At 74.1% G+C, this 19,723-nt stretch carries 16 protein-coding genes; 4 read left to right on the top strand and 12 right to left on the bottom strand.

The features are described 5' to 3' along the window. The first annotated feature begins 341 nt into the window (after window positions 1-341). Window positions 342-812 (top strand): cation:proton antiporter regulatory subunit, encoded by a 471-nt coding sequence (locus ACIQ8B_RS04890; RefSeq protein ID WP_403545301.1) that lies wholly within the window; start codon window positions 342-344, stop codon window positions 810-812. 196 nt (window positions 813-1,008) lie between these two features. On the opposite strand, the gene ACIQ8B_RS04885 is transcribed toward ACIQ8B_RS04890, so the two are convergent. Then, complete coding sequence (locus tag ACIQ8B_RS04885) at window positions 1,009-2,229, bottom strand: cation:proton antiporter (protein WP_403545299.1); 1,221 nt, start codon at window positions 2,227-2,229, stop codon at window positions 1,009-1,011. Between the two features lie 745 nt (window positions 2,230-2,974). Here ACIQ8B_RS04885 and ACIQ8B_RS04880 point away from each other — a divergent pair. Further along, complete coding sequence (locus tag ACIQ8B_RS04880; protein WP_403545468.1) at window positions 2,975-4,876, top strand: NAD-binding protein; 1,902 nt, start codon at window positions 2,975-2,977, stop codon at window positions 4,874-4,876. Window positions 4,877-5,048: 172 nt separating this feature from the next. On the opposite strand, the gene ACIQ8B_RS04875 is transcribed toward ACIQ8B_RS04880, so the two are convergent. Further along, window positions 5,049-6,893: a prolyl oligopeptidase family serine peptidase gene (locus ACIQ8B_RS04875; RefSeq protein ID WP_403545296.1), complete on the bottom strand. Its 1,845-nt coding sequence runs from the start codon at window positions 6,891-6,893 to the stop codon at window positions 5,049-5,051. A gap of 212 nt (window positions 6,894-7,105) precedes the next feature. Between ACIQ8B_RS04875 and ACIQ8B_RS04870 the strand changes: the two genes are divergently transcribed. After that, window positions 7,106-7,993: an SURF1 family protein gene (locus tag ACIQ8B_RS04870; protein ID WP_403545294.1), complete on the top strand. Its 888-nt coding sequence runs from the start codon at window positions 7,106-7,108 to the stop codon at window positions 7,991-7,993. Here the strand turns inward: ACIQ8B_RS04870 and ACIQ8B_RS04865 are convergent. The 7 genes from ACIQ8B_RS04865 to ACIQ8B_RS04835 form a co-directional block, all read right to left on the bottom strand. After that, window positions 7,960-9,423, bottom strand: a complete 1,464-nt coding sequence (locus tag ACIQ8B_RS04865) for a hypothetical protein (protein WP_403545292.1) — start codon at window positions 9,421-9,423, stop codon at window positions 7,960-7,962. The genes ACIQ8B_RS04870 and ACIQ8B_RS04865 overlap by 34 nt on opposite strands. Continuing rightward, window positions 9,420-10,091 (bottom strand): SigE family RNA polymerase sigma factor, encoded by a 672-nt coding sequence (locus ACIQ8B_RS04860; protein ID WP_403545290.1) that lies wholly within the window; start codon window positions 10,089-10,091, stop codon window positions 9,420-9,422. The genes ACIQ8B_RS04865 and ACIQ8B_RS04860 overlap by 4 nt, the downstream gene beginning before the upstream one ends. 484 nt (window positions 10,092-10,575) lie before the next feature. After that, window positions 10,576-11,658, bottom strand: a complete 1,083-nt coding sequence (locus ACIQ8B_RS04855; RefSeq protein WP_403545288.1) for an aspartate-semialdehyde dehydrogenase — start codon at window positions 11,656-11,658, stop codon at window positions 10,576-10,578. Continuing rightward, window positions 11,658-12,935: an aspartate kinase gene (locus ACIQ8B_RS04850; RefSeq protein ID WP_106413211.1), complete on the bottom strand. Its 1,278-nt coding sequence runs from the start codon at window positions 12,933-12,935 to the stop codon at window positions 11,658-11,660. The genes ACIQ8B_RS04855 and ACIQ8B_RS04850 overlap by 1 nt, the downstream gene beginning before the upstream one ends. 492 nt (window positions 12,936-13,427) lie before the next feature. After that, window positions 13,428-14,087, bottom strand: coding sequence for a DUF5063 domain-containing protein (locus tag ACIQ8B_RS04845; RefSeq protein ID WP_290005288.1), 660 nt, complete (start codon window positions 14,085-14,087; stop codon window positions 13,428-13,430). Then, a complete protein-coding gene (recR, locus tag ACIQ8B_RS04840) occupies window positions 14,080-14,679 on the bottom strand; it encodes a recombination mediator RecR (RefSeq protein ID WP_106413213.1) in 600 nt (199 codons plus the stop codon). The genes ACIQ8B_RS04845 and recR overlap by 8 nt, the downstream gene beginning before the upstream one ends. Window positions 14,680-14,797: 118 nt before the next feature. After that, the gene (locus ACIQ8B_RS04835) at window positions 14,798-15,139 is read right to left on the bottom strand and encodes a YbaB/EbfC family nucleoid-associated protein (protein WP_290005284.1); all 342 of its coding nucleotides are present in this window, start codon (window positions 15,137-15,139) and stop codon (window positions 14,798-14,800) included. Between the two features lie 292 nt (window positions 15,140-15,431). On the opposite strand from ACIQ8B_RS04835, the gene ACIQ8B_RS04830 reads away from it, so the two are divergent. Then, window positions 15,432-16,178: an SLATT domain-containing protein gene (locus ACIQ8B_RS04830; protein WP_403545284.1), complete on the top strand. Its 747-nt coding sequence runs from the start codon at window positions 15,432-15,434 to the stop codon at window positions 16,176-16,178. Window positions 16,179-16,663: 485 nt separating this feature from the next. On the opposite strand, the gene ACIQ8B_RS04825 is transcribed toward ACIQ8B_RS04830, so the two are convergent. From ACIQ8B_RS04825 to ACIQ8B_RS04815, 3 genes are all read right to left on the bottom strand, one after another. Next, window positions 16,664-18,535: a serine/threonine-protein kinase gene (locus ACIQ8B_RS04825; protein WP_403545282.1), complete on the bottom strand. Its 1,872-nt coding sequence runs from the start codon at window positions 18,533-18,535 to the stop codon at window positions 16,664-16,666. 78 nt (window positions 18,536-18,613) lie between these two features. Next, on the bottom strand, window positions 18,614-19,084 hold the full coding sequence (locus ACIQ8B_RS04820; RefSeq protein ID WP_403545280.1) for a MarR family winged helix-turn-helix transcriptional regulator: 471 nt from the start codon (window positions 19,082-19,084) through the stop codon (window positions 18,614-18,616). Then, window positions 19,081-19,686 carry a DJ-1/PfpI family protein gene (locus tag ACIQ8B_RS04815; RefSeq protein ID WP_290005278.1) on the bottom strand — a complete coding sequence of 202 codons (606 nt, stop codon included), beginning with the start codon at window positions 19,684-19,686 and terminating at the stop codon, window positions 19,081-19,083. The genes ACIQ8B_RS04820 and ACIQ8B_RS04815 overlap by 4 nt, the downstream gene beginning before the upstream one ends. Window positions 19,687-19,723 lie beyond the last annotated feature (37 nt).

Raw genomic sequence — 19,723 nt, 5'->3', positions numbered from 1 at the left:
TCGCCCCGCCCCGCCTCGTGCCGTGCTCAGGAAACCCCGGGCGGAATGGCCGGGGACTGTGCCCCGACGGGTCCGTCGATCTGGCGGACAAGGTGTCGCTCCCTCATTAGACGTGCGGACGGAGAACGATTCTGGCCGGAACCGGGTTCCCGTCCCCGTCACACCTGTTCCCGGTGGCGGACCCGCTCCGCATCGGCTGAGGCACCGCGGGGGCGGCATCGCGTCCCCCGGCGCCCGGCCCGGATGCACCCCCGTTCCCGTGTGACGTAGGGTGCCGTCGGTCATGGCCCGTAGGACGACTGGGACGGTGGAGGGGGACGGTCATGGGCGGCGCTGGGCGCATGGGGCACACTCCGCTGCCGGGCATCGGTGTGCGGTACGACCTCGTCACGCGGGAGCGGCGGCGGTTGTCGGTGATCGCCCATCTGGACGGCGCCCGGACGCTGAACGTCTACCGCAGGGACGACCCGGACGACACCGCGGTGTGCCTGAGACTGAACGCCGAGGAGGCCGCGGCCGTCGTCGACGCGCTGCTCCCCTCGCACCACAGCCCGAACCTGCTGGCGACGGCCGAGCTGGGGCTGGTCGCCGAGCGGATCGAGCTGTCGTCCACCTCGTACTGGAACGGGCGGGTGCTCGGCGACACCCGGATGCGCACGGGGACCGGTGTGTCCGTCGTCGCCGTGCTGCGCCGCGCCGAGGCGATCCCCTCCCCCGGCCCCGACTTCCGGCTGGCCGGCGGCGACACCCTCATCGTGATCGGCACGCGTGAGGGTGTCGGCGTCGCCGCCGGGATCCTCGGGCGGGAGTGATCGGCCACGGCCTTCGGGGACGTCGGGCCTTCGTGGCCGCCCGAGCCTCCGGGACCGGGGGGCGCCTCCCGGTACCGGGGGCGACCCACGCGCCGGCCCACGTCCTGTGCCCCGCCCACGGTCCGGCCCGACCCCTGTACCCCGCGCTCCGGCCCGAGTCCTCACACCTTCATGCCCCACGCTCCGGCCCGAGTCCTCACACCTTCGCCGGCTCCGGCTCCGGCTCCGGCTCCGGCGCCGTCCGCTCCGTCTCCAGCGGTGTCCCCGGGCGGCCCATGACCTTGCGGGCCAGCGGTTCGGTCCAGCGGGCGGTGAGCGGGCCGAGGACGACCAGGATCAGGACGTACGCCGTGGCCAGCGGGCCGATGCGGGGCTCCACGCCGACCGCGAGGCCCGCGATGACGATGGAGAACTCGCCGCGCGCCACCAGCGTGCCGCCCGCACGCCAGCGCCCCGCGCCCTTGATGCCCGCGCGCCGGGCCGCGTACCAGCCCGTCGCGACCTTCGTCAGGGTGGTGACGATCGCCAGGAGCAGCGCCGGGACCAGGACCGGCGGGATGTCGGCCGGGTCGGTGGACAGGCCGAAGAAGACGAAGAAGACGGCGGCGAACAGGTCCCGCAGCGGGGTGAGCAGGTTGCTCGCTCCCTCGGCGACCTCACCGGACAGGGCGATGCCCACGAGGAACGCGCCGACGGCCGCCGACACCTGCAGTTCCTGCGCCACTCCCGCGACCAGGAGCGTCAGGCCCAGCACGACCAGCAGCAGCATCTCCGCGTTGTCCGAGGACACCGCGCGGCTGATCAGGCGTCCGTGGCGCAGCGCCACGTAGAGCACGGCGCCGACGGTGCCGAGGGAGATCAGCAGGGTGACCGAACCGCCCGCCAGGCCGGCGCCCGCCAGCACCGCGGTGAGGATCGGCAGGTAGACCGCCATCGCCAGGTCCTCGATCACCAGGACTCCGAGCACCACCGGTGTCTCGCGGTTGCCGAGCCGGCGCAGGTCGCCGAGCACCTTCGCGATCACGCCCGAGGAGGAGATCCAGGTGACACCGGCCAGCGCGACGGCCGCGACCGGGCCCCAGCCCAGGATCAGCGCCGCCACGGCGCCCGGCACCGCGTTGAGGACGAAGTCCACCGCCCCGGACGGGTACTGCGTCTTGAGGTTGGTGACCAGCTCGGACGCGCTGTACTCCAGTCCCAGCATGAGCAGCAGCAGGATGACGCCGATCTCGGCGCCGACGGCGGTGAACTCCTCGCTGGCCCGCAGCGGCAGGATGCCGCCGTGGCCGAAGGCGAGGCCGGCCAGCAGGTAGAGCGGGATGGGCGAGAAGCCCACCCGTCCGGCGAGGCGGCCCAGCAGACCCAGGGCGAGGATGATGGCGCCCAGTTCGATGAGCATGGTGGCGGTGTTGTGCACGGGCGTCGGTCCTCCGGGTCGGTGACGGCGGCGTCAGTGCCAGAAAGGGGCGGGCGTGGCGTGCGGGCGGACGGCGGGGCGCCGGGTCACGCACGGGAGCCGCGGGGCGCGGTGAGGCGGGGTGCGGTGAGGCGGGGTGCGGTGAGGGAGACGGCGGGTGTCCTGGTCCGTCTGCGGTGCGACGCCGGGGAGGCCCGGATCGGGCGGGCGGTGGCGTGCGGGCGGGCTGCCGCGCCCTTGCCGGAGGGGCGGCGGCCGGGCAGGTCAGGCGCCGGAGACGGCGCCGCCGGGTTCGGGAACGCTGTCGCGGGGGGTGATGTCGATGCGCACGGGCCGGTTCGTGTCACGGCGTACAGCACGTCGGTTCATGTCACGTCCCCCCTCGCATCCGGGTCCGCCTCTCGCGGACCGAGCGTTCGGCAGCTCGACGGAGCGCCAAGGCGAGGTAAAGTTTACCGTACGACAAATGTCGTGTACGTCGCGTACATGTGCGAGGCGTGTAAAACGCCTGGCGCGCACCGTGTTCCGCCGGTGACCCAGCGCCTCGTCGCGGCGGTGCGGCGTACGGGTGGGGCAAGGGCGCCGGTGACCTCGTCCCCCTTCGTCACTGCCGGCTGGCCATGACCGTACGACGGGCCGTCCCGTCCCGCCGCTCCCTGGAACCGAGCGCCGTGATCGGGCAGTCTTCTGCCCTGTGGTGAGCCTCCTTCCGAACCCCGTCCCGCCCAGCGATCCGATCGCCCACATGGTGGTGTGCGGCGACGACGGTCTGGCGCACCGGCTCACCGCCGAACTGCGCACCGTGTACCGGGAACAGGTGGTTCTCGTGGTGCCCCCGTCCGGACGCACCCCGTCCCAGCCGATGGCCGGGCGGGCCCGGGCCGCCTCCGCGGCGCTGTTCGGCCGGGTGGTGACCGCCGTCAACCGGGGCACCGGAAGCTCCGACGACACCCTGGTCCCGGACGAACGGGTGATGGAGGCCGCCGAACCCACCGAGGCCGTGCTCGCCGACGCGGGCGTGGACCGGGCCGCCGCGCTGGCCCTCGTGTACGACGACGACGAGACCAACATCCGCGCCGCGCTGACCGCCCGCCGGCTCAACCCCCGGCTGCGTCTGGTCCTGCGGCTCTACAACCGGCGCCTCGGCCAGCACATCGAGGAACTCCTCGACCAGGCCGCCGAGCTGGCGGGCGGCACGGCCGTGGGTCGCGGAGGGCACGGGGACGGGGGGTACGGGGGCCACGGCGCCGACATCTCGACCACCGTGCTGTCCGACGCCGACACCACCGCGCCCGCGCTGGTCGCCACCGCGCTGGTCGGCACCAGCAAGGTCGTCGACGCGGAGGGGTTGCTGCTGCGGGCGGTGGAGCGCCGCCCGCCACGGCCCGGCGAGGTGGCCGACCCGGGACTGTGCACGCTGGCGCTGCTGTCCGCGACCAGCAACGACCCGGCGGGCAACGAGGGATCCGAGGACAGCGGCGACCGGGGGCCTCAACTGCTCCCCGACGCCGAGGCGGTGGCGGCGGCGACCGGGCGCGGCACGGTGGTGCTGGAGCAGGTGTCGCACTCCGGCCCCTCGCTGCCGGCCCGGCGGGCCGGGGCGATGCCGTTCGCCTCGCTGTTCTCGGCGCGGCTGCGGTGGTCACTGGCCGGGCTGGTGGCCGCGGTGGTCGGACTCGCGGTGGCGCTGATCCTGATCACCGACGACCACCCGCTGCACGCCGTCTACGTCACGCTGCTGGACCTGTTCGCCATCAACGAGCCCGCGCTCGACGCGCCGCTCGGGCAACAAGTGCTCCAACTGCTTTCCGGCCTGGTCGGATTGCTGCTGCTGCCGGTGCTGCTGGCCGCGGTGCTGGAGGCGCTGGGCACCTTCCGCACGGCGTCCGCGCTGCGGAAGCCGCCGCGCGGACTGAGCGGGCACGTGGTGCTGCTCGGGCTCGGCAAGATCGGCACCCGGGTGCTGACCCGGCTGCGCGAACTGCACATCCCCGTGGTGTGCGTCGAGGCCGACCCGGAGGCGCGGGGCATGGCCGTCGCCCGGAGGTTACGGGTACCGGTCGTGGTCGGGGACGTCACGCAGGAGGGCGTCCTGGAATCGGCGAAGATCCACCGCGCGGACGCGCTGCTCGCCCTGACCAGCGTCGACACCACCAACCTGGAATCCGTGCTCTACGCCCGCTCGGTGCGCCCCGACCTGCGGGCGGTGCTGCGGCTGTACGACGACGACTTCGCCAAGGCCGTGTACCGGACGCTGCGCACCGCGCACCCGGCCGCGGTGACCCGGAGCCGGTCGGTGTCCCACCTGGCCGCGCCCGCCTTCGCCGGGGCGATGATGGGGCGGCAGATCCTGGGCGCGATCCCCGTGGAGCGGCGGGTGCTGCTGTTCGCGGCGGTCGTCGTCAACGGGCATCCGCAGCTGGAGGGACGCACGGTCGCGGAGGTGTTCCGGCCGGGCGCCTGGCGCGTCCTGGCGCTGGACACGGCGGCCCGGGGCGGCGGCGCGGGTGACGGGGCAGCGGGCTCCGGCCTGGTGTGGGACCTGCCGGACACCTACGTCCTGCGCGCGGGCGACCGCGTGGTCCTGGCGGCGACCCGCCGGGGGTTGGCGGAGCTGCTGGGCCGGCGGACGCGGAGCACGCGGTAGTCCCGGCACGGAGTTCCGTCACGGCACGGGATGCCGTCACGGCGCGGGGCCGCCCCGTGCCGAGGGTGAGCAGAAGCCGCCCCGGCGGACACGAAGCCGGAAACACGGGCGCGGGGCCGCCGCGCGCCGAGGGGTGCCGGGATTCCCCCGGCGCGCGGGAGGCGCGCCGTCGTTACGGCAGGTGCCGGGCCGCGAAGTCCAGCTCCAGGCGGATCTGCTTGATGCGTTCGTCGACCACCAGGGAGCCGTGACCCGCGTCGTAGCGGTAGACCTCGTGGACCGCGTTGCGGGACTCCAGGCGCTTGACGTAGTTCTCGATCTGCTGGATCGGGCAGCGCGGGTCGTTCACCCCCGCCGAGATGTAGACCGGGGCCTTGACCTGGTCGACGTAGGTGATCGGGGACGACGCCTCGAAGCGCTCGGGGACCTCCTCGGGCGTGCCGCCCAGCAGCGTGCGGTCCATCGCCTTCAGCGCTTCCATCTCGTCGTGGTACGCCGTGACGTAGTCGGCGACCGGGACCGCCGCGATGCCCAGCGCCCACGCGTCCGGCTGCGTGCCGAGGCCCAGCAGCGTCAGGTAGCCGCCCCAGGAGCCGCCGGTGAGGATCAGCCGCTCGGGGTCCGCGAGACCGGAGGAGACGGCCCACTCGCGGACCGCCGCGATGTCCTCCAGCTCGATCAGGCCCACCCGGTGCTTCAGGGCGTCCGTCCAGGCGCGGCCGTATCCGGTGGAGCCGCGGTAGTTGACACGTACCACCGCGTAACCGTGGTCGACCCAGGCCGCCGGGCCCGCCGCGAAGGAGTCGCTGTCGTGCCAGGTCGGGCCGCCGTGGATGTCGAAGACGGTCGGCAGCGGGCCGGTCGCGCCGGCCGGCTTCTGGACGAGCGCGTGGATGCGGCCGCCCGGGCCCTCCACCCACACGTCCTCCACCGGCACCGACCCGGGCGACTTCATGCCGGGCGGGTCCAGGACCACACCGCCCGAGGTGGAGCGGACCGCGGGCGGCTGGGCCGCCGACGACCACAGGTACTCCACGCTGCCGTCGGGACGGGCCGTCGCGCCGGAGACCGCGCCGCGCGGCGTGGGGATCCTCTCCAGCCGGCGCCCGGCGAGGTCGTAGCGGAACAGCTCGCCGCGGGCCTCGAAGCCGTGCGCGATGAGCAGGGCCGTGCCGTCCGGGTACCACTCGGCGCTGACGTCGCCGGGCAGGTCCAGCTCCAGGTCCGTCTCCTCGCCCGTCGCCACGTCCCACACCAGGGGCTCCCAGCGTCCGCGCCGCTGGTGGCCGATGAGCAGCCGGGTGTCGCCCGCCACGGGTGCGAAGCCCAGCACCTCCAGGCCCAGTTCCTCGGTGCCGCCGCGGGTGTCGTCCAGCTCGGCGACCGTCGTGCCGTCGGGGCGCATCACGCGCAGCGCGGAGTGCATCGCGTCCCCGTGCTCCGTGTGCTCGACCGCGATCAGCGAACCGTCGTAGGAGAGGTCGCCGACGCCCGCCGACTCGCGGTGCCGGTACAGCTCCACCGGCGCCTCCCCCGTGCGCACCAGGTGGATCGTCGTACCGTCCTCGTCGGTGGAGCGGCCGACGACCGCCGTGCGGCCGTCGCGGCCCAGCGCCAGGCCCGCCGGGTACGAGGGATCCAGTCCCGGGGCCGCCAGCTCGTCCTCGCCGCCGGAGAACCGCTGCCGGCGCCAGACGCCGAACTCGTCGCCGTCCTTGTCGTCGAACCACCAGATCCACTCGCCGTCCGGCGAGAGCACGCCGTCCGTCGTGCCGTTCGACCGGTTCGTCACCTGGCGCTGTTCACCGGTCGCCCGGTCCCAGGCGTACAGCTCGTACGTCCCCGTCGCGTTCGACACGAACAGGGAACGGTCGGGGGCGTCCTCCGCCCAGTCGGGAAGGGACACCCGGGGTGCGCGGAAGCGCTTCTCCCAGTCCGGCATCTCCCCGGTCTGCGGCACTCGCTCGGTCTGGTGGTCCGCCCGGTCCGGCACGTCGGACCCGTTGCTCTCAGTCATGACCCCATACTGCCCGTCCGGACGGCCTCGCGCGTCCGAGGTCCCCAGCCTGTGGACAACTTCCCCCGGAACGTCCACCGGACCTCTCACCCGATGTGCTGACCCGAGTCAGCGCCGCCCCGTCGCCCGGCGCCCACGAGAGGCCGCCGGGGCCCGCGGCGCAGGCGACCCCGCGGCAGGGGGACCGTCCGCGGACCCGTACCGTTGAGGGCGTGTACCGGTTTCTGCTGACCCCCCGCTGGTGGGCGATCAACGTCTTCCTGCTGCTCTCGATCCCCTTCTGCGTGTTCATGGGGTCCTGGCAGCTGGGCCGGTTCGAGGACCGGGTGGACAACCACCGCGAGGCCGAGGCGCAGGTCGCCGAGGCCAAGAAGGAGGAGGCCCGGCCGCTGGACGACCTGCTGCCGGTGACCAAGGCCACGTCCGGCAAGCAGGCCACCGCGACCGGCCGGTACGACACCCAGCTCCTCGTCCCCGACCGCACGCTGGACGACAAGGACGGCTACTACGTCCTGACCCTGCTGCGCACCGACACCGGCCGCGCGCTGCCCGTCGTACGCGGCTGGCTGCCCGGCGCGCCCGACCCGGCGAAGGCTCCCGCGCCGCCCGCCGGCGAGGTCACCGTCACCGGCGCGCTCCAGGCGTCCGAGACCCCGGGCAGCAACGGCGTCAGCGCCCGCAGCGGCCTGCCGGAGGGCCAGACCGCCGCGATCAGCGCGGCCTCCCTGGTCAACCTCGTGCCGTACGACGTGTACGACGCCTGGGTCACGCTGAACAGCGGGGACTCGGGCATGCGTGCGGTGCCGGCGTCCGCGCCCGGCGGCACCGGCCTGGACCTGAAGGCGTTCCAGAACCTCGGCTACACCGCCGAGTGGTTCGCCTTCGTCGGCTTCGTGATCTTCATGTGGTTCCGCCTGCTGCGCCGTGAGGTGGAGCTCGCCCGCGACGCCGAGCTGGGCCTGGGGCCGGACACGGACACGGTCACGGACATGGGGACGGCGGACGAGGGCGGGAAGCCGCAGGGCGGGACGCCCGAGGGCGACGGCGACGGTGACGGCGCCCCGCGTCAGGCGACCGGTGTGAGCAGCCCCGTCCAGTAGACCGTCCCGGCGCAGGCGTTGGCCACCGTCGTGGTGGCCGAGCCGGAGCCCGTGGCCGCCGTGTAGGTCACCGCCACACTGCCCTCGGTCCCGCCGTCCTGCCGCAGCAGCTGCGTCGTCGTGGCCGTCCCGGTGCCCGCGCCCGCGGACGCGCCGTCCGGGTTCGTCGGCTCGCCGGAGGGCGTGGGGTCCGCCGAGGGGCCGCCGGAGCCGCCGCCCGCGGTGTCGCCGGGGACCGGACAGGTCTCCGAGGGCACCCAGGCGAACCGCACCTCGTACGAGGCGCCCGGCTCGAGGACCGCGGTCGCCGCCTCCAGCGACGGGTCCGGCAGGGCGGCCGCCGCGTCTCCCGCGACATGCCGCGCCGTCCCGATCTTCGCCGCGTCGGCCGCGCCCTGCGGGGTCGCGCTCACGGTGCCCGCGCCCTCGACGACGCAGCTCGCGCCGGAGACGTTGGTGACGCGGAAGGAGCCGTAGACGGCGCCCGCCGAGTCGGGTGCGGCGCTGGTCGCGGTCGCGGGACCGAGCTGGGCGGCGGTGCAGGCAGGGGCGTCCGCCGTGGTGCCGGCCGAGGGACCGGCGCCCTCGGACGCGCCCGTGCTCGTACCGGTGCTCGCGCCGGCCTCGTCCCCCTCCTTCGTGGCGCCCTTCTCGTCGTCGCCGACCTCGTCGGAGGAGCCGCCGGCGGTGCTCTCGCCGTTGCCGGGGTCCTTGCCCTGGCCGGTGCCGCCCTGGGCCTGCGAGGCGTGTCCGACGGCGGACGGGTTGGCGTCGGAGCCGGAGGTGGCGGAGACGTGGACCAGCGCGGGCACGGCGGTGCCGAGGAGGAGCGCGGCGGCCGCCGCGCCGACGAGGGCCTGGCGTTTGCGCGCGCGGCGGGCGGGGACGGCCCGGCGCAGGTAGTCCAGGGTGCCGTCGCTCGGCTCCACGTCCTGGACGGCCTGATGCAACAGGGTTCGCAGGTGCAGCTCGTCCGAGTCGAGCCCTCCGGGGCTCTGTTCGTCCCGGCCGTCGTTCACAGTTCCGTTCCCAGCGTGCGTGTGTGTCGGGTCCTGTCCGTGCGGTGTCACGAGCGCGCGCAGCCGCGCGATCCCGTCCTCGTCGGGCACGCCCCCGCGACTCGGGCCGCGTACGGACTCCGGGCGGTCCGAGTCCTCCGGTCCCGGTGCGGAGTCCCCCCCGTCCGCACGGGAGTCGTCCGTACCGGAGCCCGAGTCGTCGTCCCTCACCGCGCGCAAGGCCCGTCCGGACCCGGGCGGTCGCCGGTCGTCCTCGTGCCCGCCGTCGCCGGAGTCCTCCCCGGCGCCGGAGGCGCGGCCGTCCGCGGACTCCTGGCCCGCCGCGGCATCCGTGGAGCCGGAGGAGCTCCGCGAGCCCTCCGGCTCGCGGTCCTCGGGGCGCGGGTCCCTCATGTCCTGGCCGTCGCTCATGCCGACGCTCCCATGGCCAGCCGCAGCGCGGCGATGCCGCGTGAGCCGTACGCCTTGACCGAGCCGAGCGATATGCCGAGGGTCTCGGCGACCTGAGCCTCCGTCATGTCGGCGAAGTAGCGCAGCACCAGCACCTCGCGCTGGCGGCGCTGCAGACCCTTCATCGCCTTGATGAGGGAGTCGCGTTCGAGCTGGTCGTACGCGCCCTCCTCCGCGCTCGCCATGTCGGGCATGGGCTTGGACAGCAGCTTGAGGCCGAGGATGCGGCGGCGCAGCGCGGAACGGGACAGGTTGACGACCGTCTGGCGCAGATAGGCCAGGGTCTTCTCCGGGTCCCGGACCCGTTTGCGGGCGGAGTGGACGCGGATGAACGCCTCCTGGACGACGTCCTCGCAGGAGGCCGTGTCGTCGAGGAGCAGGGCCGCGAGTCCCAGCAGCGAGCGGTAGTGCGCGCGGTAGGTCTCGGTGAGGTGGTCGACCGTGGTGCCGACCGCCACCGTCTCGTCGGCGCCGTCGCGCTGACCGGGAATGCGGGCGGGGCGCGCTGCGGGCATGGGCGCGATCACCGGCATGCCACCGGACGCGCCGGCCACGCGGGGCCGGAGCGTGCCGCGGGGCGGCCGCAAGGTCGTGCCGCGGGGCGCTGTGAAGTCGAGTACCTCAGCCACGCCAGTTGGACGCGCTTCCCCTCGTGAGGGTTGTACGTGCCGGGCGTCACGTCTGCGCCGACCGGTGCCGTCCACCGCCCACCCGTGTCAGGCAGCACCACCGGCAGCACATCGAATGCCCTCATGCGTCCCGCTCTTCCCCTGTGTTTCATATGAACGGACGTCCCCACGCCCGGCTCCAGACGTCCCCACGCCTGGGAAGCAGCGTCCCCACACCCCGGACAAGGGTGAACGCAAAGACGCTCCCCGCCCTCCGCTCGGTTGCGGCTGGCGGGGAGGTGAATCCTCGTCCGCAATCCTCGGCCCAGGAAGTTGCATGTTCAAGTGGTGCGAGCCGAGAAGCCCGCCCCCCAGGTTCCTCACAGATCCTACAAATGAAACCTCTGTGATCCAGACCTTTTACCGCACGGCCGGCCGCTGTGCACCGGGCGGCCGTGCGCCAGGCGGCCGTGCGCCAGGCGGCCGTACGTCAGGCGGCCGTGCGTCAGGCGGCCTTGTGCTCCGCGGCTATCAGCTCGGCGATCTGCGCGGTGTTGAGCGCGGCGCCCTTGCGCAGGTTGTCCCCGCACACGAACAGCTCCAGCGCCGTGGGGTCGTCCAGGGCCCGGCGCACCCGCCCGACCCAGGTCGGATCGGTGCCGACGACGTCGGCGGGGGTGGGGAACTCGCCCGCGGCCGGGTTGTCGAAGAGGACCACGCCGGGGGCGGTGGCGAGGATCTCGCGCGCCTTGCCGACGGTGACCTCGTTCTCGAAACGGGCGTGCACGGTGAGGGAGTGCACGGTGACCACGGGGACGCGCACGCAGGTGACCGCGACCGGGAGGGCGGGCAGGCCGAGGATCTTGCGGGACTCGTCCCGCACCTTCATCTCCTCGGACGACCAGCCGTCCTCGCGCAGCGAACCGGCCCACGGCACGACGTTCAGCGCGACCGGCTCCGGGAACGGCCCGGTGTTGTCCCCCACGGCCCGCCGTACGTCGCCCGGGCTGGTGCCCAGGTCGGTACCGGCCACCAGGGACAGTTGCTCGCGCAGCGTCCGCACGCCGGCCTGGCCGGCGCCGCTGACCGCCTGGTACGACGAGACGACCAGCTCGCGCAGGCCGAACTCGGCGTGCAGCGCGCCGAGCGCGACGATCATCGACAGGGTGGTGCAGTTCGGGTTGGCGACGATGCCGCGCGGGCGGCTGCGTACCGCGTGCGGATTGACCTCGGGGACGACCAGCGGCACGTCCGGGTCCATGCGGAAGGCGCCGGAGTTGTCGACGACGACCGCGCCGCGCGCGGCGGCGACGGGCGCCCACACGGCGGCGACCTCGTCGGGCACGTCGAACATGGCGACGTCGACCCCGTCGAAGGCCTCCTCGGTGAGCGCCATCACCTCGACCTCCTCCCCGCGCACGGCCAGCTTGCGGCCGGCTGAGCGCGGGGAGGCGATGAGCCTGATCTCGCCCCAGATGTCCGCGCGCTGGGACAGGATCTGGAGCATGACCGTGCCGACGGCCCCGGTCGCTCCCACGACCGCGAGCGTCGGCCGCCCGGAACGCCCGGGTCCTGCGGTCCCGGTCATCAGCGGCCGGTGCCTCCGTAGACCACGGCCTCGTCGCTGTCGGAGTCGAGACCGAAGGCGGTGTGCACGGCGCGCACGGCCTCCGGCACGTCGTCCTTGCGGGTGACGACCGAGATACGGATCTCGGAGGTCGAGATCAGCTCGATGTTCACGCCGGCGTCGCTGAGCGCGGTGAAGAAGTCGGCGGTGACACCGGGGTTGGTCTTCATGCCCGCGCCGACCAGGGAGATCTTGCCGATCTGGTCGTCGTAGCGCAGGGAGTCGAAGCCGATGGCGCCCTTGTTCTTCTCCAGGGCGTCGATGGCCTTGCGGCCCTCGGACTTCGGCAGGGTGAAGGAGATGTCCGTCAGGCCGGTGGACGCGGCGGACACGTTCTGCACGACCATGTCGATGTTGATCTCGGCGTCCGCGATGGTGCGGAAGATCGACGCGGCCTCGCCGGGCTTGTCGGGCACGCCGACGACCGTGACCTTGGCCTCGGAGGTGTCGTGTGCGACACCGGAGATGAGAGCCTGCTCCACCTGCTTGTCCCCTTGCTCGATCGGCTCGCTGCTGACCCACGTGCCCTGCAGTCCGCTGAAGGACGAACGGACGTGGATCGGGATGTTGTACCGGCGGGCGTACTCCACACAGCGGTGGAGCAGCACCTTGGAACCGGAGGCGGCCAGTTCGAGCATGTCCTCGAACGAGATCCAGTCGATCTTCCTGGCCTTCGTCACCACGCGCGGGTCGGCGGTGAACACACCGTCGACGTCCGTGTAGATCTCGCACACCTCGGCGTCGAGCGCCGCGGCGAGGGCGACGGCGGTGGTGTCGGAGCCGCCGCGGCCGAGCGTGGTGATGTCCTTGGTGTCCTGGCTGACGCCCTGGAACCCGGCGACGATGGCGATGTTGCCCTCGTCCACCGAGGCCTGGATGCGGCCCGGCGTGACATCGATGATGCGGGCTTTGTTGTGGACCGAGTCGGTGATGACACCTGCCTGGCTGCCGGTGAAGCTCTGGGCGTTGTGGCCCAGGTTCTTGATCGCCATGGCCAGCAGGGCCATGGAGATCCGCTCTCCGGCGGTCAGCAGCATGTCGAGCTCGCGGCCGGCAGGGATCGGGGAAACCTGCTCGGCGAGATCGATCAGCTCGTCCGTCGTGTCGCCCATCGCGGAAACCACGGCGACCACCTGGTGGCCGTTCTTCTTGGCTTCCACGATCCGCTTGGCGACGCGCTTGATGCCTTCGGCATCGGCTACGGAGGAGCCTCCGTACTTCTGCACGACAAGGCCCACGTGCGCTCCTCGCTCAGTCCGTCGTTGTCCACAGTCCGCACACATGTGTGTCCGCTGCGGTCGGCTCAGTCTATCGGCGTCCGAAAATCCGCCCCTCGAGATATCGCATGGTGAGACTTCGGACGCTCGCGGGGGGCTCCTGCCCAGACCGGCGCCCACCACTCGGAAAAGTGCCCCGCGTCACACGGGAGGCGGTCCTTTTCGGTCGGCGAGATCTCCGAGGGGCCGGGTGTGCGGCCCTCCCGGACGGCGCGGACCTCACGCAGGCGGCGGTGTCCCCCCACGTGGGTTTCGGCCGCCGTACGCGCGGTCCGCTCGCGGGACGCCGGAGTCCCTGCCCGCGTCGCCCACGCACACGCTGTCGCTCACGCGGCGGACACCGGCGGGCACACACTCCCCGCGAAGCGTGAACACACCGGCTGATTCCGTCCGCTGAGCGCTCGTCCGAGCGTCCGATGGACGGTCGCCTGCTCTTCGCTCACGCTTTTCCCATCACGTGACCGGGCGCATGCCCAGCGGGGTGGCGATCTCCTCGGCCATGACCTTGCCGGCCTCGGCCTCGAGGGTCTCGTCGCGCAGGCCCTGGTCGGTGTCCAGGCCGTCGAGTTCGGCCAGGGGCTGGTTCAGGCGGACGTGGGCGACGACCGACTGCAGGGCGCGCAGGGTCGCCGACGCCGTGGAGCCCCAGTTGGAGAAGTAGGAGAACTGCCACCACCACAGCGCCTCCGACGTGCGGCCCGCCTTGTAGTGGGCCATGCCGTGGCGCAGGTCCGTGATGACGTCGGTGAGGTCGTCGGAGATGCGCGCCGGCACCGGGGCCTTGCGCGGCTCGTACGGGTCGAAGACCTCGGAGTAGACGTCGATCGGGTCGAGCAGCCGCGCCAGGTTCTCGCGCAGCTCGTCCACGTCCGGCTCGGGGCCCATGTCCGGCTCGTAGCGCTCCTCGGGGACGATGTCCTCGTGGGCGCCCAGACGGCCGCCCGCGAGGAGCAGCTGGGAGACCTCCAGGAGGAGGAAGGGCACCGCCGAGTCCGGCTCGTCGCCCTTCGCGACCTCCGTGACGGCGACCAGGAAGCTCTCGATCTGATCGGCGATCTGGACCGCGAAGTCGTCCGGGTTCTGGTCGGTCGCGTGCAGCGTGGCGTCAGACATCTAGGAGTCGTCTCCCCTCGAAGGCGCGGCCGAGCGTGACCTCGTCCGCGTATTCCAGGTCACCGCCCACCGGGAGGCCGCTGGCCAGGCGGGTGACCCTCAGGCCCATGGGCTTGATCATGCGGGCGAGGTACGTGGCTGTGGCCTCGCCTTCGAGATTGGGGTCCGTGGCGAGGATCAGCTCGGTGACCGTGCCGTCCGCCAGCCGGGCCAGGAGTTCCCGTATGCGCAGGTCGTCGGGGCCCACCCCGTCGATCGGGCTGATCGCGCCGCCCAGCACGTGGTAGCGGCCGCGGAACTCACGCGTGCGCTCGATCGCGACGACGTCCTTCGGCTCCTCCACGACGCAGATGACCGCGGGGTCGCGCCTGCTGTCGCGGCAGATGCCGCACCGCTCCTCCTGCGCCACGTTCCCGCAGACCGCGCAGAAGCGGACCTTCGCCTTGACCTCCATCAGCGCCTGCGCCAGACGCCGTACGTCCGTCGGTTCCGCCTGCAGGATGTGGAAGGCGATCCGCTGCGCGCTCTTGGGACCGACGCCGGGCAGCCGCCCCAGCTCGTCGATGAGGTCCTGGACCACGCCTTCGTACAACGGACTGCCGTCCTTCCTGGTGTTCCTTCACTACGTACGGTAGAGGCCCGCGGCCCCGCTTAGAAGCCCCGCGCTCCGGGAGGCCCGGGGCCCCAAAGACCCGGGCCGGCGGCCTCGCTCAGAAGGGCAGGCCGGGGATGCCGCCCCCGCCGAGGCCCTGGGCCAGCGGGCCGAGCTTCTGCTGCTGGAGCGCCTGCGCGTTCTCGTTCGCCGCCTGGACCGCCGCGACGACCAGGTCCGCGAGGGTCTCGGTGTCCTCCGGGTCCACCGCCTTCGGGTCGATCTTCAGCGCCCGCAGTTCGCCGGAGCCGGTGACGGTGGCCTTCACCAGACCGCCGCCCGCCTGGCCCTCGACCTCCGTGCGCGCCAGTTCCTCCTGGGCCTTGGCCAGGTCCTGCTGCATTTTCTGGGCCTGCTGGAGCAGCTGCTGCATGTTGGGCTGGCCACCACCGGGGATCACGATTCGGCTCCTAGAGGTCGGTACGTCGGTCCGGTGCGACGGTCGCACCGCTCGGCACGAGCCTACGTGCTCGAGGCAGCCGTCGCCCCGGCACTCTTTCGGGTGAGTCCCCTCCGGGGCCCTATACCTGATCACGGCCCCCTAATGGGCGTAAAAGCGCGCGAACCTCCGACGCGCCCACCCGTTGGGCGGTAGGAAGGGCCCGGCGCGCGAGCACCACGCGTGACCGGCCGGCTGCGCACGGTGTGTGCGCGCGGAGCCGGTCAGGTCGGTTCAGGAGGGGAGATACCGGGTGGGTCAGCCGGAGATGCAGCCCGAAGGTCGGCCTCACGACGGGCGGGGCGAAGGCGCGGCGGGGCTGCGGCCGGGCGGCCCCGCCGGGCGGGCGTTCCCGCTCGGGGACTGGGGCGAACCGGCCGCGCGGCTGGACGAGCTGTACCGGTGGGTGGAGCGCGGGGCGCTGGACACCGCCGCGTGGTACCTCGAGGACCGGATGTGGAAACGGCGCTGCGCGTGGGCGCTGCGGACCGGCACGGCGCTGGGCGCGCTGACCGGGGCCGCGCTGCCGCTGCTCGATCTGACCGGGGCGGCGGACGGCGTCACGCCCTGGGGGTACCTCGCGCTGCTGCTCGCCGTGGCGTGCGTGGCGGGCGACCGGTTCTTCGGGATGACGTCCGGCTGGATGCGGGACGTGGCGACGGCGCAGGCGGTGCACCGGCGGCTGCAGGCGTTCCAGTTCGACTGGGCGTCGGAGTGCGTGCGCGAGGTGCTGGGGCCGGCCGAGGGCACGGCCGGTGAGGCGGCGGAGCGGTGCCTGACGGTGCTGCGGCGCTTCACGGAGGACGTGACGGAGCTGGTCCGGGTGGAGACGGCGGACTGGATGATGGAGTTCCGCGGCGGGGGCGCTCCGCTGGGGGTGCGGACGGCGCTGGGCGGTGCGGGCCGCCCGGAGGCCGCCCTCCCGCCCGGCCGTTTCCCGGCCCCGCCGAACGGGGCCCGGCCGAACATGCCCCGGCAGCGGCCGCCGGAGACGCGCTGAGGTTCTCCGCCGGGGCGGTGGCGACCCGGGGCCCGGCCTTCCCCGACCGACGGTGCACCGAGCGCGCCCCGCCCTCACCGGGGCGCGCGGCGTACGCGCGCGCCGACTCTCACGCCGTGCGTGGCGCGCACAGCCCATCCGGCCCCACCGCCGCGCGCGGCGCACACCACCACCCCGCGCTCACCGCCGTGCACGGCGCGCACCCGCGTCTGTCCTCACGCCGTGCACGGCGCGCACCCGCGTCTGTCCTCACGCCGTGCACGGCGCACACAGCCCACCCGACCCCACCGCCGCGCGCGGCGCACACCACCACCCCGCGCTCACTGCCGTGCACGGCGCGCACCCGCGTCTGTCCTCACGCTGTGCACAGCGCGTGCGACCTCCCGGGCCACCCGGACCACACGTCTCCCGTCACCTCGTGCGCCCCGCGCTCCGGGCGTGACCCTCGCCCGCCCCCTCCGGGAGAGGCGGGGCAGACCGGCCGTTCAGTCCCGCGTGTACGTCAGCTCCTCCCCGGTGCCGTCGCTGACGCGGCGCAGGGAGCCGTCGGGGAGCAGGCTGATCTCGCTGGCGGAACCGGGTGTGCAGGCGCCGCGCGGTTCGCCGACGGTGACGGTGGACGGGCCGATCTGCAGCCGGCCGTCGGAGGTGCCGGTGAGGCGCGCCTCGAAGACGCAGTGGTAGGTGCCGTCGCCGGTGGGCCCGTCGGCCACCAGGGACATCACGGTGTCGCCGACCTCGCCCTGCTGCACGGTGAGGCGACGGCTGTGCGAGCCGCTGTCGTTGTCGATGCCGGAGGACCAACGGCCCAGGAACTCCGGGGGGACCGTCCCGTCCGCGGACGTGCCGGCGCTCGGCGAGCGCGTGTCCGCCTCCGTCGCGGGCGCGTCGTCCGCGGTGGCCGGGTCACCGGTGTTCTGCGGCGCGCTGCTCGGCGCGGCGGGCGTCGACGGACCGTCGCCCGCGCGGTCGTCGCTTCCCGCGCCGCTCATCAGCGCGTACACGGTGCCGCCCGCGGCGAGCGCCACGACCAGCGCGATCACCACGAGCAGCGCGGTGGAGCGGTTGTCGCGACGCGGCTCGTGCGGCGGCCCGTACGGCTGCGGCGGTCCCGGGAAGGGCGGCGGCCCGTACGGAGGGGTGCCGCCCGCGCCCTGGCCGCCGTACGGGTGGCCGTACGCGGGCGGCTGCGGGTGCTGCTGGGGGTGACCGTAGGCGCCCCCGCCGTACGCGCCGCCCGGCGCCGGTCCGGGCGGCGGGGCGGGGTCGCCGCCGTGGCCGGCCACGGCCGTCGGCAGGTGGTTCACCCCGGGCTGCCCCGGCGGGGCCGGTGCGGGCGCGTCCGGGGACGGCGCGGCCCCGTCGTCCGCGGCGCGCGCGTGCTCAGGGGGTGCGGGAGCGGTGCCCGAAGGACCCCCTCCCGACGCTCCCGGCGCCTCCGGGTCCTCCGCGTCGAGGAGCCGGACCGCGTGGCGGCCCAGCTGGGCGACCAGCGCGCCGGGCAGCCACGGGTCACGGGACCGGCCGTCGGCGACGGTGTCCTCCGCGCCCGTCCGGGCCAGCACCTCGTCGAGCGTGGGCCGCGCGGCCGGGTCCTTGCGCAGGCACGCCCGCACCAGGTCCGCGAGCCCCTCCGGCACCTGCGTCAGGTCGGGCTCCTCCTGCGCGATGCGGAACATCAGCGCGTGCACCCCGCTGTTGGCGGTGCCGAACGGCAGCGTGCCGGTCGCGGCGTAGGCGAGCACCGAGCCGAGGCAGAACACGTCGCAGGCGGGCGTGATGCGGTCGCCGCGCACCTGCTCGGGCGCCATGAAGCCGGGCGAGCCGACGAGCGCCCCGGTGCGGGTGAGCCCGCCGTCGGTCGCCGTCTCCAGCGCCCGGGCGATGCCGAAGTCGATGACGCGCGGCCCGTCGATGGTGACGAGCACGTTGGACGGCTTGAGGTCGCGGTGGACGATCCCGGCCGCGTGGATGTCCTTCAGGGCGTGCGCGAGGCCGGCGGCGAGGATGCGCACCGACCGCTCGGGCAGCGCCCCGTGGTCGTGGCCCACCACCTGCTGGAGGCTCGGCCCGGCGACGTACCCGGTGGCCACCCACGGCACGGCCGCCTCGGTGTCGGCGTCCAGCACCGGCGCGGTCCAGTCGCCGCCGACCTGCCGGGCGGCCCGCACCTCCTGGCGGAAGCGGGCACGGAACTCCTCCTCCCGGGCCAGCTCCTCGCGGACCAGCTTCACGGCGACGGTGCGTCCGCGGTCGGAGCGGGCGAGGTAGACCTGGCCCATGCCGCCGCCGCCCAGCCGTGCGAGCAGCCGGTAGCCCCCGATGGTCTGCGGATCCCCGGTCCCGAGCTTGTCCATCGCTGCGCCGCCTTCCCCCCGCAGTGAGCAACGGATCGAGGATAGTGGCGGGTCGGTCCCCGGCGAGTCGGGCGACGTCTACGGTTCCGTAACAGGCGGGCCCAGGCCGTCGAGCACCGTGGACAGGCGTTCCAGCGCCCGCACCGCCTCGGCGAGTCCCTCCTCCCCGTGCGCCTCGCGGTACGCCTCGGCGAGCCGGGCGGCGAAGGCCGCGTGGCCGGGGCCGATGCGGCGGACGGCCGCGTGTCCCGCCCCGGTCGGGGCGAGGAGTTTGGCCCGCCGGTGGGCGGGGTTGGGCCGGTACTCGGCGAGGCCCTGCTCCACCAGCAGGTCGGCGACGCGCTGCACGCTCTGCCGGGTGATGCCCATGGCGCGGGCGATCCCGGACACCGGCAGCGGGTCGCGGAGCACCGCGCCCAGCACCTGCCACCGGGCGGCGGTGAGTCCGGCGGGGCGGGCCAGTTCCTCGGCGACCGCGAGGAACTGGCCGTTGAGCCGGAAGGCGCCGAGCGCGCCCCGGCTGAGCAGGTCCTGTGCGTCCCGGCTCACCGGCTCACCGCCTCCGTCCACTCCGCGAAGGCGCCCGGGTCGGAGTCGTGGAACAGCCGGTACCAGGCGTCGGTCGCCTTGTCGTCGTAGGCGCCGAGCAGCGTGAGGATCTCGCGGGCGAAGGCGACCGGTTCGGTCGGTCCCGCGGTGACGAGGAGGCCGTCGGTGACGGCGTCGGCGTCGACGTACCGGCCGGCGCCCGCGTATCCGGTCGCCGCGAGGTAGGGGGCGGCGGCGCTGGTGTGCGCGCGGTCGTCGAGCAGGCCCTCGCGGGCGAGCCCGGCGGTGGCGCCGCAGATCGCGGCGACCGGCACGCCGGCGTCGAGGAAGGCGCGGGCGGCGCGGGCGGCGGGGGCGAGGCCGTCACCCTCGTCCCAGGCGGTGGCGCCGGGGAGGATCAGCAGCGCGCTGTCCTCGGGGCGCAGGTCCTCCAGCGCGAGGTCGGGCTGGGCGCGGAGGCCGCCCATGCTGGTGACGGGCCGGCCGCCGCGGGTGGCGGTGCGGACTTCGAAGCCCGCGAGGGCGAGGTGCGCGGTGGCGTGACCGGTCTCCCAGTCGGCCCAGGTGTCGTAGAGGGCGAGGTGCACGGGCTTGCGGGTCATGACCGCTCCCTGGGGGTCGGTTCCTCTGCCGAGGTTT

Origin of the sequence: Streptomyces sp. NPDC096105 (assembly GCF_044763335.1) — a bacterium.
Classification (GTDB): domain Bacteria; phylum Actinomycetota; class Actinomycetes; order Streptomycetales; family Streptomycetaceae; genus Streptomyces.
The sequence above is the reverse complement of the archived record's forward strand: the minus strand, read 5'-3'. Positions and strand labels throughout refer to the sequence as shown.

Coding starts and splice junctions, on each gene's coding strand:
- ACIQ8B_RS04845 (WP_290005288.1), bottom strand. CDS start 14,087: ATGTCTGACGCCACGCTGCACGCGACCGACCAGAACCCGGACGACTTC.
- ACIQ8B_RS04875 (WP_403545296.1), bottom strand. CDS start 6,893: ATGACTGAGAGCAACGGGTCCGACGTGCCGGACCGGGCGGACCACCAG.
- ACIQ8B_RS04815 (WP_290005278.1), bottom strand. CDS start 19,686: ATGACCCGCAAGCCCGTGCACCTCGCCCTCTACGACACCTGGGCCGAC.
- ACIQ8B_RS04890 (WP_403545301.1), top strand. CDS start 342: ATGGGGCACACTCCGCTGCCGGGCATCGGTGTGCGGTACGACCTCGTC.
- ACIQ8B_RS04825 (WP_403545282.1), bottom strand. CDS start 18,535: ATGGACAAGCTCGGGACCGGGGATCCGCAGACCATCGGGGGCTACCGG.
- ACIQ8B_RS04880 (WP_403545468.1), top strand. CDS start 2,975: ATGGTGGTGTGCGGCGACGACGGTCTGGCGCACCGGCTCACCGCCGAA.
- ACIQ8B_RS04865 (WP_403545292.1), bottom strand. CDS start 9,423: ATGAGCGACGGCCAGGACATGAGGGACCCGCGCCCCGAGGACCGCGAG.
- ACIQ8B_RS04855 (WP_403545288.1), bottom strand. CDS start 11,658: ATGACCGGGACCGCAGGACCCGGGCGTTCCGGGCGGCCGACGCTCGCG.